Annotated in this window: 13 protein-coding genes; 4 read left to right on the forward strand and 9 right to left on the reverse strand. The window is 68.4% G+C overall.

What is annotated here, in order from left to right; genetic code table 11:
- Positions 1 to 13: 13 nt before the first annotated feature.
- From CAL29_RS08075 to CAL29_RS08085, 3 genes are all read right to left on the reverse strand, one after another.
- Positions 14 to 694, reverse strand: coding sequence for an amino acid ABC transporter permease (locus tag CAL29_RS08075; protein ID WP_094852368.1), 681 nt, complete (start codon positions 692 to 694; stop codon positions 14 to 16).
- Between the two features lie 17 nt (positions 695 to 711).
- Positions 712 to 1,506: an amino acid ABC transporter ATP-binding protein gene (locus CAL29_RS08080; RefSeq protein ID WP_306430677.1), complete on the reverse strand. Its 795-nt coding sequence runs from the start codon at positions 1,504 to 1,506 to the stop codon at positions 712 to 714.
- A gap of 93 nt (positions 1,507 to 1,599) precedes the next feature.
- A complete protein-coding gene (locus CAL29_RS08085) occupies positions 1,600 to 2,397 on the reverse strand; it encodes a transporter substrate-binding domain-containing protein (protein ID WP_094852369.1) in 798 nt (265 codons plus the stop codon).
- Positions 2,398 to 2,573: 176 nt separating this feature from the next.
- Here CAL29_RS08085 and CAL29_RS08090 point away from each other — a divergent pair, with 176 nt between their 5' ends.
- Complete coding sequence (locus CAL29_RS08090) at positions 2,574 to 3,494, forward strand: LysR substrate-binding domain-containing protein (RefSeq protein WP_094852370.1); 921 nt, start codon at positions 2,574 to 2,576, stop codon at positions 3,492 to 3,494.
- Positions 3,495 to 3,538: 44 nt separating this feature from the next.
- Here CAL29_RS08090 and CAL29_RS31815 read toward each other — a convergent pair whose 3' ends face one another.
- The 4 genes from CAL29_RS31815 to CAL29_RS08115 form a co-directional block, all read right to left on the reverse strand.
- Entirely contained in the window at positions 3,539 to 6,865 is a 3,327-nt protein-coding gene (locus CAL29_RS31815) for a mechanosensitive ion channel domain-containing protein (RefSeq protein ID WP_218831822.1), read from the reverse strand.
- 488 nt (positions 6,866 to 7,353) lie between these two features.
- On the reverse strand, positions 7,354 to 8,550 hold the full coding sequence (locus CAL29_RS08105; protein ID WP_094852372.1) for a PQQ-dependent sugar dehydrogenase: 1,197 nt from the start codon (positions 8,548 to 8,550) through the stop codon (positions 7,354 to 7,356).
- Between the two features lie 146 nt (positions 8,551 to 8,696).
- Positions 8,697 to 9,752 (reverse strand): hypothetical protein, encoded by a 1,056-nt coding sequence (locus tag CAL29_RS08110; protein ID WP_094852373.1) that lies wholly within the window; start codon positions 9,750 to 9,752, stop codon positions 8,697 to 8,699.
- A 113-nt stretch (positions 9,753 to 9,865) separates the two neighbouring features.
- Entirely contained in the window at positions 9,866 to 10,855 is a 990-nt protein-coding gene (locus CAL29_RS08115; protein WP_094852374.1) for an acyl-CoA thioesterase domain-containing protein, read from the reverse strand.
- A gap of 188 nt (positions 10,856 to 11,043) precedes the next feature.
- Between CAL29_RS08115 and CAL29_RS08120 the strand changes: the two genes are divergently transcribed.
- Positions 11,044 to 12,546, forward strand: a complete 1,503-nt coding sequence (locus CAL29_RS08120; protein WP_094852375.1) for an ABC transporter substrate-binding protein — start codon at positions 11,044 to 11,046, stop codon at positions 12,544 to 12,546.
- A 10-nt stretch (positions 12,547 to 12,556) separates the two neighbouring features.
- Here the strand turns inward: CAL29_RS08120 and CAL29_RS08125 are convergent, their stop codons facing one another.
- Both CAL29_RS08125 and CAL29_RS08130 read right to left on the reverse strand, forming a co-directional pair.
- On the reverse strand, positions 12,557 to 13,006 hold the full coding sequence (locus CAL29_RS08125) for a PaaI family thioesterase (RefSeq protein WP_094852376.1): 450 nt from the start codon (positions 13,004 to 13,006) through the stop codon (positions 12,557 to 12,559).
- Complete coding sequence (locus CAL29_RS08130; protein ID WP_094852377.1) at positions 13,003 to 13,575, reverse strand: TetR/AcrR family transcriptional regulator; 573 nt, start codon at positions 13,573 to 13,575, stop codon at positions 13,003 to 13,005. Before CAL29_RS08130 ends, CAL29_RS08125 begins: the two co-directional genes overlap by 4 nt.
- A gap of 537 nt (positions 13,576 to 14,112) precedes the next feature.
- On the opposite strand from CAL29_RS08130, the gene CAL29_RS08135 reads away from it, so the two are divergent.
- Both CAL29_RS08135 and CAL29_RS08140 read left to right on the forward strand, forming a co-directional pair.
- A complete protein-coding gene (locus CAL29_RS08135; protein ID WP_094852378.1) occupies positions 14,113 to 15,276 on the forward strand; it encodes a porin in 1,164 nt (387 codons plus the stop codon).
- Positions 15,277 to 15,759: 483 nt separating this feature from the next.
- Positions 15,760 to 16,119: an NADH-quinone oxidoreductase subunit A gene (locus CAL29_RS08140; protein ID WP_094852379.1), complete on the forward strand. Its 360-nt coding sequence runs from the start codon at positions 15,760 to 15,762 to the stop codon at positions 16,117 to 16,119.
- Positions 16,120 to 16,130 lie beyond the last annotated feature (11 nt).

The raw sequence follows: 16,130 nt of genomic DNA on the forward strand, positions 1-16,130 counted from the left end.
ATGGGTAAGGGGCTTAGCGGGCGTACTTGGCGCGCAGGCGTTTCTCCATCAAGCCGGCTGCCGCCGACAAGGGCACGATGACGACGATGAACACCGCGGCGACGACGGTCAGCACCTCGATGGGGCGGAACGTGGCGTTGCTCACGCGCTGTCCGACGTACAGGATGTCATTGACGGCGATGTAGCCGGCCAGCGAGGTGTTCTTCACCACCAGCACGCACTGGCTGATGAACGGGGGAAATACCCGTTGGAAGGCCAGCGGCCCCGCGATGCGGCGCAGGATCTGCCAACGGCTCATGCCCACGGCCAGGCCCGCTTCGTTCAAGCCATGCTCGACGGACTGCAACCCGGCGCGGAAGATCTCCGCGTAGAAGGCGGCCGAGTACACGGCCAGGGCCAGTACGGTGGTCCAGAAGCCCGATGTCTGTATGCCCAGCAGGATAGGCATGCAGTAATAGATCCAGACCAGCAGCACCAGCGGCGGCAAGGCGCGGACCAGCTCGACGAAGGCCGTGGTGAGCCAGACCAGCGGCGCGAAGCCGGTGCGCCGCAGGGCCACCAGCGCGGCGCCGAACAGGACGCCGGCCGCAATGGTGGCCAGCGCCAGGTAGACCGTGGTTCCCAGGGCGCTGAGGAACAGCTCCCGGTATTGCCAGAGAATGCCGAAGTTCCATTCGTAGGTGGATGGGTTCATGGGAATGTGCCTGCCGGTTATTTGAGCGAGCGCGACAGGAATCGGCGCAGTCCGGGGTGTCGCGGTTCATCGAGGATGCGCGAGGGCGGCCCTTGTTCGGCGACCACGCCGTCCTCCAGGTAGAGCACTTCGTCGCACACTTCCCTGGCAAAACCCATTTCGTGGGTGACGACGATCATGGTCATGCCGTCGGCCGCCAGGCGGCGCATGACGTCCAGCACTTCGCCCACGCGCTCCGGATCCAGGGCGGAGGTGGGTTCGTCGAACAGCATGACGGCGGGCTCGGTGGCCAGGGCCCGCGCAATGCCGACGCGCTGCTGCTGGCCGCCGGAAAGCTGGGCCGGGTAGCTGGCGGCCTTGTCGGCCATTCCCACCGTTTCGAGCAGCGCCATGCCGCGCGCCTCGGCCGCGCGGCGCGGCTGGCGCTTCACCACGACCAGGGCCTCCATGACGTTTTCCAGGGCGGTGCGGTGGGGCCACAGGTTGAAACCCTGGAACACCATGCCGGTATCGCGCCGCATGGCGCAGAGGTCGGCGTCGCCTTGCCGGCGGCGTATGCCGGGTTGAAAACTGGCGTTGCGTCCGCCCAGCGCGATCTCGCCGGCGGTGGGAATTTCGAGGAAGTTCAGGCAGCGCAGGAAGGTTGATTTACCGGAGCCGCTGGCGCCGATGAAACCCATGACCTGGCCTTGCCGGACGTCCAGGTCGACGCCCTTGAGCACTTCGAGCTGCCGGTAGTGTTTACGCAAGCCGCGCACGCGCAGCAGAGCGGATGTGGAGGTGGGCGTGGGTGTAGGTGTAGATGTAGGCACGTTGATCCCCTTGGCGCGGACAAACCCGTGTGGAATGCTGCGTTCGCAGCGCGGGCCCGCGCCGGCGCGCGACGCAGGCCCTTCGATGGGGGATCAATTGCCCGCGGGCAAGTACTTTTCCCAGATCTTCTGCACGACGCCGTCGGCCTTGGCGTATTGCAGCGTGGTGTCCAGCCAATTGCGCAACTGCGGATTGGCTTCCTTGCGCAGGGCGAAAGGCGCGGTGGTGCCGCGCGCGGGGACGGGCAGGGAAATATTGCCCTTCTTCTTCGCCGCGACGTATTGCAGCAGGGTGGGCTGGTTGGAAATCGCCACGTCGGCGCGCCCGCTCTCCAGTTCCAGCAGCATGGCGTCGTTGGTCTTGACCAGCGTCCAACTGGCCTTGGGCAGCAGGCCTTCCACCCCACGGGTGGTCGCGGCCCCGTCCACGGCGGCGATCTTGACTTCCGGCTTGTTCAGCGCCGACCATTCCTTGACGCCGGCCAGCTCCGGCTTGAGGCTGACAACCCCGGTCGGCACGAAGCCCACGGATTGGGAAAAGTCGACGGCCAGCGCGCGCGCCGGCGTGGCGGTGAACGCGCCCACCAGGTCGAACTTGTTCGATTGCAGCCCGGCCACCGCGGTCCCCCAGTCGGTGGGCACGTACTCGACCTTCACGCCGATATAGCCGAACAGCGCTTCGGCCGTTTCCGGGACGATGCCCGTCCATTTGTTGGTCAGTAGATCCTGGTGGTACCAGGGCGGCGCCTCGATCGCGCCGACGCGCACGACCTTGGCGTCGACGATGCGTTGAAGATCGCCCGCGCTTTGCGCCTGCGCGGGCGCGTTGGCGAACACGGCGGCCAGGCAGAGCGAGGCCACGGCGCCGGTACGGCGGATTGCTTTGTACATTGGATTTTCCCCTTGTCAGTCAGTGCGTATCGGTACAGGAATCGTGCTTTCCCTGGGCCTTGCCCTGCGTCGCCGCGTGGGCGTGAAGAGACTGTAGTGAAGGGCCATTATGTGGTCAAATGCCGATTTTTCTGGGCATTATTCATACCGGATATGGGGTGCCGCGGAGTGATGACGTGAACTTGAGACTGGTGGACACCTTCAGGCAGGTCATCTTGCGCGGCAGCATGACGGCGGCGGCCGCGCATCTGCATACTTCCCAGCCCAGCGTCAGCCGCGCCGTCGCGGATCTGGAGCGCAGCACCGGCCTGACGCTGTTCCGGCGCCATGCGGGCCGCGTGGTGCCGACCGAGGCCGGCATGGCGTTTTTTCGCGAGGTGGAGCGCAGCTTCCGCGGGCTCGACAGCCTGGCGCAATCGGCGCGCGAAATCCGCTTGCTGGGTTCCGGCCGCCTGCGCGTGGCGTGCATTCCGGCGCTGGCCACGACCTTGCTGCCCATCGTCATCGCCGAGTTTTGCCGCCGCTGGCCCGAGGCGGCCGTCAGCCTGGAAATGCGCAGCGAATCGACCATCGCGCGGTGGGCGTCGGCGGCCTATTGCGACGTGGGTTTCGCCAGCCTCAGGCCGGACGCCTTCGGCGTGCGCATCGAAGACCTCTACCGGGGCGCCGGCGTGTGCGCGGTGCCCCAGGCGCACAAGCTCGCCAGGCGCCGCGCGATGACGACGGCCGACCTGGCCGGCGAGCAATTGATCATCCCCTCCAGCGCGGACGTGACGCGCATCCAGTTGGACGCCATCCTGCACGCCGCCACCTCGACCCGCGTCCCGCGCATCGAGACGCCGTACGGCATGACCATCTGCGGCCTGGTGGCCGAGGGGCTGGGCGTGGGCATCGTCAATCCCTTGATCGCGGCGTACCGTCCGCCGGCCGGCGTGCGCTTCGTGCCGTTCGAGCCGGCCATCGTTTATCGCGGCTACGTCGTCCGGCCCGAGGTGGCGGACGAGAACCCGCTGGCGGACCGTTTCGTCGCGCTGGCCAGGCAGGTGCTGGCCGAGCGCTTCGACCACGTGGTCGACGTCGTGCCGGCCCGCGCCTAGGCGCGTAGCCCGGCGTTTCGCGCGGGGCGTCGCGCCGGCGATCGTCAGGCGCGCGGCGGCGGATTTTTCCCCGGGGCGGCCGGCGGCCCCGCAGGGGCCGGCATCTCCGCCGGCGCTTCGTCCGCCGTCAACAGCAGGCTGGCGCGCGGGTTGGCGATGGCGATGCCCAATTCGCGGAAGCGATCGAGGATGCGCCGGTTCATCTCGCGCTGCACGCCCCAGCGGCCGGAGTCCTTGCAGCGGATCTGGCCCGCCACGGTGACCATGGAGCCGTCCACCGCGTCCACGCCCCACACTTCGATGTCGTTGAGGATGACGTTGCGGTAGGTGGGGTCCTCGCGCATTTCGGCGCCCAGCTTCTTCAGTTCCGCGATCACCTGTTCGACGTCGGTGTCGTAGGCCACGCTGACGCGCACGGCAGCGTTGCCCAGGCCGCGGTTCGTGTTGTTCACCGTCGATACCGAACTGAACGGCACGATGTACAGCGAACCGTCGCCGCCGCGCAGCCGCACCGTGCGGATGGACAGGTATTCCACGCTGCCGGACACGCCGGCGACGGTCACCCAGTCGCCCACCTGCATCGCGTTTTCCATCAGCAGGAAGATGCCGGTGATGAAATCCTGCACCAGCTTCTGCGAGCCGAAACCCACGGCCACGCCTATGATGCTGGCGCCCGCCAGCAACGGCGTGGTGTTGATGCCGATTTCGTTCAACGCCGTCAGGCCGACCACCAGTATCACGGCGATCATCAGCAGCGTGCGCAGCATCGGCAGCAGGGTGCGCAGGCGCGCCGCGCGCAGCACGTCGCCCTGGTCCTTCCAGCGCCGCAGGCGTTGTTCGATGGCGTAGTGCACGGCCTCCCACACCAGGATGGCGATGACGATGGAGGCCACGATGGTCGACAGCGCCGAGGCGATGCTGCGGCCCAGCGTGCCGCTGGCGAACCAGTCCGTCACGTCGGCGCCCCAGACTTGCAGCAGGGCCAGCACGGTGGCGATGAAGACCAGCCCCGTCACCAGCCCGCGCACGATCGGAAAGTAGCGGCCGGCCAGGCGTTCCTCGGCCGGCGTGCGGGCCGCGTCGTCCTTGCCGTCGCTTTTCGTCGCGTGCGGCTGGAACAGGCGGCCCAGCGCGCCCAGCAGCAGCATGGCGACGACGCGTCCGGCGATGAGGATGCCGCCGCTGACCACCACGAAGTGCATCAGCTTGGGAAAGCCGTCCTGCACGCCCAGGGCCCAGACGACCCAGGCGCCGGCGACCACCACGATGGCGATGACGTACCAGGCGTGCGCCAGCCATTGCCGCAGCAAGGCCAGGGGGCCGGCTTTCTTCGGCTCGCCGGCCAGGATGCGTTCTATCGGACGGCGCATGCGGAAGATGAGGATGATGATCCAGGCGTGCACGAGCAGGGAAATGCCCTTGAGCAGGATGAGGCGCGCTTGCGCGCCCACGCCCAGGGCCTGGCCCGCGTCGGCCAGCGCCAGGCCGAACAGCGCCAGCACGATGATGCGGCGCAGCCCGGATTGCAGCCGGTGCGAAACCGTCTCGGACACGTGCAGGATGCGCAGGCCGTGGCCCACCGGCGAGACCAGCAGGCGCAGCACGGCCATGCTGCCGCGGGTGGTCGCGTAGGCATGGATGAAGCCGCTGACCGCCTCATGGACGCGGGGATCGTCGCCGTCCAGCCAGCGCAGCATCAAGCCCGCGGCGACGAAGAACAGCGCCAGGGGCAGCAGGTCCAGCACCAGCGCGGCCAGCGCGTAGGGCAGGCGGCGGATCGTGCGCCAATGGCGGCCGGCGTTGCGGGTGGCTTCCTCGGCGGTCTTGTCGCGCTCCTCCGCGGTCTTGTCGCGGTCCGGCGCGGCATCGCGCGCGGCGACCGTCGCGCCGCCATCGGCCGCGCCGCCGGTCGTTGCCGCTGTGCCGCTGCGTGTCACCGTCGTGCTGCCGGCAGGCGTGTCGCCGCTCGTTGCCGTCGTGCGGCTGTTTGTCGCGGGCATACCGCTCGCGGGAGGTGTGGCGGCTGTGGAGGCGGTGTCGCGGCCTACGCTTGCGGCCGCGGATTTGGTGGGGCTTGCGGCCGGGCCCGTATCCGTACGGAGGTTGGCGCCGGCGTTCGCCGCCGCTGCCTCTGCCGTCGTCTCTGCTGTCCTCTCTGCCGTCACCCCCGCTGGCGTGCCAGGGGCGGCGGCCGGCGCCGTGGCGGCGATTGCGTCATCGCCCGTCCGTGCCTGGAGATCCGCCGAGGTCTCCGCGATCTCCGGCGGCGCCGCGCCATCCTCCAGCGGCACCGGCACGGCCTCGACGCGTGCAATGCCGTCGCGCGTCGTCTGCACCAAGGCCACGCCGGGCGGCGCCGAGCGCAGGCTGGCGTCCTCGGCGTCCTGCCGGTCGCGGGCCTGTTCGTCGGCGGCTTCCCGCTGCTGCCGTTCTGCCTGCAGGCGCCGTCGTTCTTCCTCGTGCTGCAGGCGCCGTTCGGCGGCTTCTTCCTCGTCCGCGTGCTGGGCAAGCGCATGGCGGGGTTGCCGCAGGGCGCGTTGCAGCAACCACTCCAACAGCAGCCCGACCGCGAATACGGCGATCAGCGTGATCAGCACCTGCCGCAGCAACCGTTGGCCGGCCTCCGTGGCCAGGCCGCGGTTGGCGCGCGCCATCATGTCCGGCACGGCTTTCATGCCTTCGCGGATCTGGGCCACCTGGGCGCCGACGCTGTCCACCCAATCGGAGATGCTGCGCAGCATGCGCGCCGTCAGGCCGTTCGCTTCCAGGGGGACGATGGCGGTGGATGAGGCATCGGCGGCGGGAGCAGCGGCTGGAGTGGTGGCGGCCGGGGCGGCAGCACCCGCCGCCGCGGCGCCTGCCGCCGGCGTCCCCGGCGTGGCCGCGCCCGTCCTTGCCGCGCCCGAGGCCGTCGTCCCTGTAGCCGCTGCGCCTGCCGTTGCCGTTCCTGCCGGCGTTGCCCCCGTCGCCGCTCCGCCCGTCGTCGCTGCCGTCGTTCCCGATCCTGCTGTGGTTGCCCCTGTCGCAGCGGGCCCTGTCGCCGCCGCGCCGGCCACGGACGCGCCGGGGGCCGTGTCGGCAATGGCCTTGAGCGCCCGTATCGTCTGCGCCCGCGCCGCGTCGTCGTCCTGCAACAACTGGATCGCACGCTGCGCATCGGCGGGCGTGATGCCGCTGGCGACGGGCGCGATGCCTGCGCCCGCTGCGGTTGCATTCCCTGCCGTTGCACCGTTCAACGGTTCCGCCGCCCGCGCCAGCAGCGGCGCGCCGGCCAGGACGGCGAGCGACAGGATCATCCGGCCGGCCGCGCGTCCCATGCGCCTGCGCAGGCCGGGGCGTGAGGAGGGGAGGACGATGACGGGTGAAATCATGGGTACATCCTTTGGCCGCAAGTGCAACCTTGACCGCAAGTAAAACGGAATAATTAACATGCGCCGCTTGAAAGAGACGTGTCGGCCGCATGGCGCCGACACCCGCGCCGGACCCGGCGGCCGAGCGACGGCCAGCGACGAGCGCGATTCCCGCCTCTCCGCGGCGAGTAAAAAATGCCCCCCCGCCGCACGGCTCACGCCGCTTGCTGCCCCCCAAGGGGGCTTTTTGCCTTGGAGCGGTCCGAGGGCAAAAAAATTTCTGCGGATGAGCAAGCCTCGTTCCCGCGAGCCGTCATTGGAATCGGCGAGACAGGTCGCCATTAAAATCAGCGCTGGAAAGCAAGCGCGGGCATCCGACGCCCGCAATGTTCAATCCAACGCGGCCGGCGTGATTGCGGATTTACGGATGCCGATATTGCCTTCGACATCGACACCGTCAGTACCGATGCCGATGCCAGCGCCATTTGCTGGCGCCGATGCCTGTATCACTACTCCCGCCTCGGCGTCAGCCGCAGCAGCCGCCCCTCGCTGCTGTCCTCCAGCAGCCACAGGGCCCCGTCGGGCCCTTCTGCCACGGCGCGGATGCGCGCGCCCATGTTCCAGCGGTTCTCCTCGCGGGCCCCGCCGTGCCCGTCGAAGGCGACGCGCACCAGGGCCTGCGCGCGCAGGCCGCCGATGAAGGCCGAGCCCCGCCATTGCGGAAACATGGCGCCCTTGTAGAAGATCATGCCCGCCGGCGCGATGACCGGCGTCCAGTACAACACCGGTTCCTGGAATTCGGGATGCGTGGGAGGACGCGGAATGGGCGTGCCGTTGTAGTTGTCGCCATACGAAACCACCGGCCATCCATAGTTCTTGCCCGCTTCCTCCAGATTCAGTTCGTCGCCGCCCATGGGCCCCATCTCGTGCAGCCAGAGGCGGCCGTCCGGCGCATACGCCAGGCCGTAGGGATTGCGATGCCCCAGGCTCCACGTCAAGGCGCGCGCGCCGCCTTCCTTGGCCCAGGGGTTGTCCGGCGGCACGCGGCCGTCCGGGAACATGCGCAGCACCTTGCCCAATGGCAGGTCGGGATCCTGCGCGGTGCGCGGCCGCATGCGGTCGCCGGAGGTCAGGAACAGATAGCGGCCGTCGGGCGAGAACGTGATGATGCCGCCCGGCTGGCCGCCCGCGCCGCCGCCGCGCTTGTCGCCGTCCGGCGTGGCGCGCCAGATCACGCGCAGGTCGCGCAGGGCCGCGCCGTCCAGGTCCAGCCGCGCGCGCGCCAGCGCGAGATTGGCGCCGGGGCCCGCTTCGACGTAGCTCAGGTAGATGGTCTTGTCGTCCTGCCATGTGGGACTCAACACCACGTCCAGCAGCCCGTTCTGTCCGCTGTAGGTCACCGCCGGCACGCCCGCGATGCGCTGCTTCGCGCCCTGCGCCGTCACCACGTACAGATGGCCGGTCTTCTCCGTGACCAGCATGCGGCCGTCCGGCAGGAAGGCGAGCGCCCACGGCATGTCGAAAGTCGCGACCGGCTGCACCGCGAAGGGAGTTTCGCGGTCATAAGGGCGTTCGCCTTCGTTGCGCGGCGCGGCGGCATGGCTGGCCTGGATGGATAGGACGGCCGTGGCGGCCACTAGCGCAAGGGCGCGCAGATGCTTGCGCCAGGAAGCGGCCCGAGACCGGCGTCGGATGGGTATGGACATGACGGCTCCATGAAAGGGCGGGCCCCATCCGTCGATCGTCGAACGCCGGGACCGCCCGACCTTTATACGCCTATCCGCGCCCGGCGTAATCCGCCACTGCGACTACCCGGGTCACCGCTACGGTCACCGCCACCGCCCATGGCACCCTACGGCGCCGCCGTGCAGGTGGACGTGTCGAACAGCGCCGCCCGTCCGCAAGGCGAGGCATACATCCGCGCGCTGCCATGCCCCACGCCCTGTACCGCCAGGATGCGCTGCTTCGTCTCGGGATGGTGCTGGCGCAGGTAGGCAAGGAAATTCTGCCCGCGCGCATAGCGCGACGCGCCTTCCATCTCGGCGGCGCATGAACGGGCCAGCCCGTCCGCGTTGGGATCGATATCCGCGGTGCCGAGCAGGTAGACCACGTCCTGCGCCGCGTAATGCTGTTCGACGGCCGCGGCCGGTTCCGATGGATCGGCGTAGGGCGGCAAGATACCCGCCAGGCCGTAGGGCCAGCGGTTGAACCCGGCGCAAGTGCCCCGGCCCAGCGTCTGCGCGTCGCGCTCGGAAACGGGGCGCTGCGCGTTGAAGTACAGATAGGAGGAGGGATTGGCGACGACGTAGCGCAAGTGGATGCCGCTGGCGGCCAGCCGCGCCGGCCCTTTCCCTATTGCCGCATACCGCTGCACGAACTGGCCGCCCGCCGAATGGCCGGCCAGGACGATGTCGCGCAGGTTGGGGAAGAGCGTCCGGTCGGCCAGGCGTTGCAGGATGTCGTCCACCACGGCGTATGAGCCGACCGGCGCGGGCCCCTTGGCCGGCCAGCCCAGGGGCCACGCGTCCGCGCCCCAACGCAAGGTGTCCGGCGGCAGCTTGTGCGCGTCGACGTCGGCGGCGGTGAGGAATTGCGGCGTCACGATCAACGTATCGCGCGCCGCGTCGCCGGCCGCCTTGGCGGCGCGTTCGCCCGATTGCAGGTCGCGCCGCGGCCAGCCGGGAATCACGATGACCGCGCGGGTAATGGCGGGATCGGGCCGGGTCCAGTCCCGCGACAGGCCGATGGGCATCGCGCCATGCGCGTCGCCGTCGGCCGCCGGCATGCGATCCGGCTGCACCGTGGGCACGGCGGTGTTGACCACGTCCCGTTCCGCGGCGGCCGCCATGCCGCAGGCGAGCAGACAGGACAGGAGGGACAGCGTGAAGCGGGACACGGCCTGGCGCATCGGGAATCTCGAAAGCGATCCCTGGGGATCGGGACGCCCGTAGCGTAGCGCAGCGGCCCGTCGCCGCGGGCCGCGCGTAACGCGCTGAAATGAGCGCGCTGAAATGTCCGGATTCAGCCTTGGGCCGTCTCGCGCTTGCGCAGCGAATGCGTCGTCATCACTTCCAGCACGCGGCGCCGGTCCACGCCGGTGATTTCCGTGCGCACGACCGCCGTGGTGCGGCCCCGGTGCATGATGCGGGAGCGCGCCCGCAGTTGCTCGCCTTCGCCCGGGCTGACGAAGCCCGCCGTCACGCTGCTGACGGGCCAGTCGCCCGGCAGCGCCGCTTGCGCGGTGGCCTGGGCGAAGGCCAGCAGGACGCCGCCCTGCACGTGGCCGACGCGGTTGCCCAGGTGGGCGCCGTTGCGCAGCGTGCCGCTGGCGCCTCGCGCGGACGCCCGCGTGCGAAAGCCCCAGAAGGCTTCCGAAAAATTCTCCATGCCGCCCGTGCGCAAGGCCTTGAGCGCCTGGGCGTAGATGGCCGCCTCGCTCTCCTCCAGCCCGCCGGGCGCGGGCAGCGCCAGGCCGGCCCAGTCCGCCTCGGCCGGCGGTTCGATCGCGGACAGCACCGGCACGCGGGCGCCGGGAGGCAGGTCCAGGACCATGAAGGTCCCGCTGCCCAGGGCGATTTCGCGCTCGCCGCTGCGCACGCTGACGCTGGCGACGGCCTGCTGGCCGGCCGTGTCGCGCAGGAAGCCATGGAAATGGCTGACCGCGCGCAAGGGGCCGTCACAGGCCGCGCCGGTGAATTGCAGTTGCAGGTTGACCGTGGCCAGGCGGACGGCCTGCTGCAGGGCGGAGCGCACGCTGGCCGCCAGCGCCAGGTCGGCCAGCACGTCGAGCCCCACCGGGTCGACGCCGCCGTCCGCGCGCAGCGGCGCGCCCTTGAGCGTGGTCACGCTGCCGGCCGGCGCCACGTGGTCGAAGGAGATGGCGAGGAAGTTGCTGGGAAAATGGAAACCCTGCGCGCGCCCCAGGTGGATGGCGTGCAGCACCCGGCGCAGGATGGGATGGTCGGCGGGGCGGTCGGAGGCGAGGGCGGCGGCGGGAACGGTCGAGGTCATGGACAACGGGGCGGCGTGGCGGCAAAACCGCGATTATCCAATGGGCGGCCCCGCCATGGCGAATCGGCCCGGCATGGCTCCCTCCGATACAATCCCCGCGAATCGCCGGCCGGCCTCAAAAAGGGGGCGCCAAGCAGGCGCAGGGATGTGTTCGCGCGCCGCCGGCATCGCTTTCGAGGAGAAGCATCATGCGTAAACTCTGCCTGGCCGTGGCGCTCGCCGGCCTGTTCGCCACCGGCGCCGCCGTGGCCCAATCCACCCTGCGCATCGGCCTGCAGGACGATCCCGACGTGCTCGACCCGGTGCGGGCCCGCACCTTCGTCGGCCGCATCGTGTTCGCCTCCCTGTGCGACAAGCTGATCGATATCACGCCCGACCTGAAGTTCGTGCCGCAACTGGCCGAGTCCTGGGAGACCAGCGCGGACGGCAAGACCGTCACCATGAAGCTGCGCAAGGGCGCCGTCTACCACGACGGGACGCCCATCGACGCCGCTTCGGTCAAGGCCAACCTGGACCGCGGCCGCACCTTGCCCGACAGCAACCGCAAGACCGAACTGGCCACGGTGGCCAGCGTCGACGCGCCCGATGCGCAGACGGTGGTGATCCACCTGACCGAGCCGGACGCCTCGCTGCTGTCGCAGTTGTCGGACCGCGCCGGCATGATGATGTCGCCGGCCTCCTTCGACAAGGACCCGGGCGCCAAGCCCGTCTGTTCCGGCCCCTACCGCTTCAAGGAGCGGGTGCAGAACGACCGCATCGTGCTGGAGAAATTCCCCCAATACTGGGACGCCGCCGACTACCACTTCGACCGCGTCGTCTTCACGCCCATCCCGGACACCACCGTGCGCGTGAACAACCTGCGCGCGGGCGACCTCGACATCATCGAGCGCATGGCGCCCTCGGACGTCAAGGCCGTGAAGAACGACAAGAACCTGGTGCTGGCGCAGGTCGTCGGCCTGGGCTACCAGTCGTTCTCGATCAACATCGCCAACGGCGCGCGCGCCAACCAGCCCGCCGGCAAGGACAAGCGCGTGCGCCAGGCGCTGGACCTGGCCATCGACCGCGACGCCATCAACGAAGTGGTCGGCGAAGGCATATTCCAGCCGGCCTTCCAGGGTTTCCCGCCCGCCAGCTTCGCCTACGACAAGAAGTTCGAGCGCAAGGGCCGCGACGCGAACAAGGCCAGGGCGCTGCTGAAGGCGGCCGGCTACGACCGCGTGAAGCTGGAAATCACCTACGGCAACAACACCACCAACCAGCAGGTCTACGAGCTGATCCAGGCCATGGGCGCCGAGGCGGGCTTCGACATCTCGCTGAAGCCGGTGGAGTTCGCCTCGCTGCAGTCGGCGCTGTCGCGCGGCGATTTCGAGGCCGGCCAAAGCGGCTGGTCGGGCCGCGTGGATCCCAGCGGCAACATCCTCCAGTACGTCTCGACCAAGGGCAACCTGAACGACGGCCGCTACAGCAACGCCGAGGTCGACAAGCTGCTGACCGAGGCGCGCGGCGAATCCGATACGGCCAAGCGCAAGGCCCTGTACGGCCAGGCCCAGGCCATCCTGCGCGAGGACGACCCCATCATCTACCTGTACTACCTGCCGTGGACCTTCGCCCACAAGAAGACGGTGCAGGGCTTCGTGCCGTATCCGGACGGGCTGATCCGCCTGAAGGGCGTGACGATGGCCGGCAAGTAATTCCCGGGGCCTAAGCCGCGGGACGCCGGGCGGGCGGCACGGCCCAGGTGCTCACCGCCTGGGCCACCGGCTCGCCGCCGCGCGGCGCCAGCAATACGTCGCCGGCGCACAGGCGGCCGGTCTTCAGCAGGCGCGCTTCGGCCACCACCTCTCCGGCGGGGCATTTGCGCAGGAAGTTGATGGTCAGGCTGGCGGTCACCGCGTGGCTGTCGCCGGTGGCGCCGACCACCGCCGCATACAGCGCCACGTCGGCCAGCGCCATCAGCATGGGACCGGCCACGATGCCGCCCAGGCGCTGGTGCGCTGGATTCTCCGGCAGGACGGCGCGCGCCGTGCCGTGGCCGATGGTTTCGATGCGGATGCCCAGCAGCGTCGCGAAAGGATGCTGCGCCTCCATCATGCGCAGGAAATCGGGCAGGGCGATGGCGGCGGGACGATCCGCGGCGCGGGCGTCGTTCATGGCAAGGTCTCCAGGGTGCGGCAGTAGGCGTCGAGCAGATCCTGCGCGTCTTGCGCGAGGGATTTCAGCCGGCCGGTATGGCGCAGCAGCAACAGGCCGCTCAGGTAGGCGAACATCTGCATGCTGCCCAGCGCGGCGTCGGCGTCCGGCCGCGTGCGCGCCAATCCCTCGCCCAGCAAGCCCACGCAGGCGGCCAGGCGCGCGTTCAACTTCCGGTCAAGGTCCGGTCCCAGCCCGCGCGGCGCCAGCCCCTGGAACAGATAGAAGCCCAACGACAGGTCGGCCGGCCGCTGCGCGTAGTAGCCGTAGAAGGCCCGCGCCGCCGCGCGCGCGGCCTGGGCGTCCCCGGCGCGCGCCAGGTGTTCCGCCAGATGCCGGTGCAGGGTGTCCAGGGATTCTTCCAGCAGGGCGGCATACAGGGCCTCCTTGCTGCCGAACCAGGGATAGATGGCGCCGGTGGTGCATCCGGCCTCGCGGGCGATGGCGCGCAGGCTGGCCTGGGCCAGTCCCGTCTGGGCGAACACGCGCCGCGCCGCCTCCAGGATCAGCGCGCGCCGGGCCGCGCCCATGCGTTGGGCATGGGGGGAGGGCTCGGGACCCGGGGAGGGCGGCGCGGCGGAGTCGGAATCTGGCAAGGGCACGGGGGCAGGGGTGGATCGGGGCGTTGGGCGCACAGGAACGTGAGAAGCCAGCCGCCGGATAACGACAACGGCAAAACAGACGAGAACAAACGCCAGGATCAGGCCGCTCAAGAATAACAGTGAAATCAAAAAATAACAGCGTTATGTTGCGCGGGCTGAGGCGGGCATCGACCGTCCCGGCCCCGCCTTCGCCAGGGAGTTCCGGCGTTCCGCTGCTCAGTAATTGAGCACTCCCATCCCTGGCGCGCCGGCGTTTCCCCCTGGGAGACGCCGGCCGGCGGGAGGCGGTTGTTGTATGAGCCCAACATCGTGTCGGGCAAACCCGTCGTTTTTCGGGGGTGAGCGTAGCCAGCCCCTCGGATTTTTGATGCAATAGCGTCAACTTCCCTTCGCGGAGTTAGGGGGGCGGCAGGCTGGTTTGCTGGATTGCTGCTCTTGTCACTCAAATCAACGGAGATTTCTCAAATGAAAAAGACTCTGCTCGCTGCCGCCCTGCTCGCCGGTTTCGCCGGTGTTGCCCAGGCAGAAACGTCGGTGACCCTGTACGGGATCGTCGACCTCGGTGTTGCCTATCAACAAATCAAGGGTCTGAGCGGCACGGGTTCGGACAAGGCTTCGCGCTTCGGTCTGAGCAACGGTGGGCAAAGCGGCTCGCGCTGGGGTCTGCGTGGTAGCGAAGATCTGGGTGATGGCCTGCGCGCTGTTTTCACCCTGGAATCGGGTTTCACCGCCGGTAACGGCCAAATGGCGCAGAACAGCCGTCTGTTCGGCCGTCAAGCCACCCTGGGTCTGGCCAGCAACTCCTGGGGCCAACTGGACTTCGGTCGCCAAACCAACGTCGCGTCGAAGTTCTTCAGCGCGATCGATCCCTTCCAGGAAGGTTTCAACCTGGCGAACATCGGTACGGCCTTCAGCTCGGCTAACACGACCCGCTACGACAACATGGTGCTGTACCAAACCCCCGTGTTTGGCGGCTTCCAGGCTGGCGCCGGCTACTCGTTCAACGTGGACGACACGAACTCGGCTCAAAGCGGCTTCAACACCGACCACAACCAGCGCGGCATCACCGCCGGTCTGCGTTACGTCAACGGCCCGATCAACCTGGCCGCTGGCTATGACCAGTTGAACCGCAGCAACACCGACACCACCGGCGGCAACAGCGGCGACAAGATCCGCGCTTGGCTGGTTGGCGGTTCGTATGACTTCGAAGTGCTGAAGCTGTCCTTGGCCTACGGCCAGACCCGCGGCGGCTGGATCCAAGCTTCGTCGATCAACGGCGCCCCCATGACCAACGGTTCGCTGACCGACGGCCAAACCCTGCCGGGTAACCTGTCGACGAACGTCTACCGTTCGGGCCTGCGCGTCAACTCGTACATGGTTGGCCTGAGCGCTCCGATCGGCGGCTCGACCAGCGTCTTCGGTTCGTGGCAGCGTCTGGACCCGAACAACGGCAACTACTACACCTCGGGCAACAACGACGAAACGACCAACGTGTTCTCGGTTGGCGCTACGTACAACCTGTCCAAGCGTACCAACCTGTACGCCGTGGCTTCCTACGCCAAGGACTACGCGTTCGTGGACGGTCTGAAGACCACCGTGGTCGCGCTGGGTGTGCGTCACATGTTCTAATCGGATGCGGGACGGGTAACCGTCCTGCCCCGAGGCGCGCCGGCTTGTCCGGCGTGCCGAATGCAATACCGGGCACGGCGCAAGCCTTGTCTTTGAAAGCCATCCATTACGGATGGCTTTTTTCTTTTTTCTTTTTTCTTTTTTTGTTTTCGCGCGCCATTTTCCCGGGTGATTCCCGTCCCGGATTTTTATCCGGGTCGCGGCGCGGGACGCGCGTCCCTCTCCGCGCATCCGTCTCTTTCGCGCCCCATGTTTTTGGCGAACTCTTTTCCGCGCGCCGCACTGCCCGGCGCGGGGCGCCAGGCATGCGCGGCGCGCGTGGCAGGGTACAATGCGGCAGCTACAAATACGCAGCGGGGGCGGCGCGTTTGCGGCGTGGTGGCTGGCTCGCATCCTTGTATAAGAGGGGCAACAGAGTTCAGCCGGAAGTAACGGTCAAAATGCTACAATCCAAAGGTTTGTGCATATGACGGACGCGCCAGAATGAACCTGCAAGAATATTTCCCCGTTCTGCTTTTTATCGTCGTGGCGACGGGTATAGGCTTTGCGCTGCTGACGGCGGGCTCGCTGCTCGGGCCCCGGCGCCCCTACGCGGAAAAACTCGCTCCCTACGAGTGCGGCTTCGAGGCTTTCGAGGACGCCCGCATGAAGTTCGACGTGCGTTACTACCTCGTCGCCATCCTTTTCATCCTGTTCGACCTCGAGATCGCCTTCCTGTTTCCCTGGGCCATCGCGCATGGCGCGGTCGGCATGGTGGGTTTCTGGACAGTCATGATTTTCCTGGCCGTGCTGACGGTGGGTTTCATCTACGAATGGAAGAAGGGCGCGCTCGACTGGGAGTAATCCTCCACGGT

It is taken from the genome of Bordetella genomosp. 10 (genome assembly GCF_002261225.1).
GTDB lineage: Bacteria > Pseudomonadota > Gammaproteobacteria > Burkholderiales > Burkholderiaceae_B > Bordetella_C.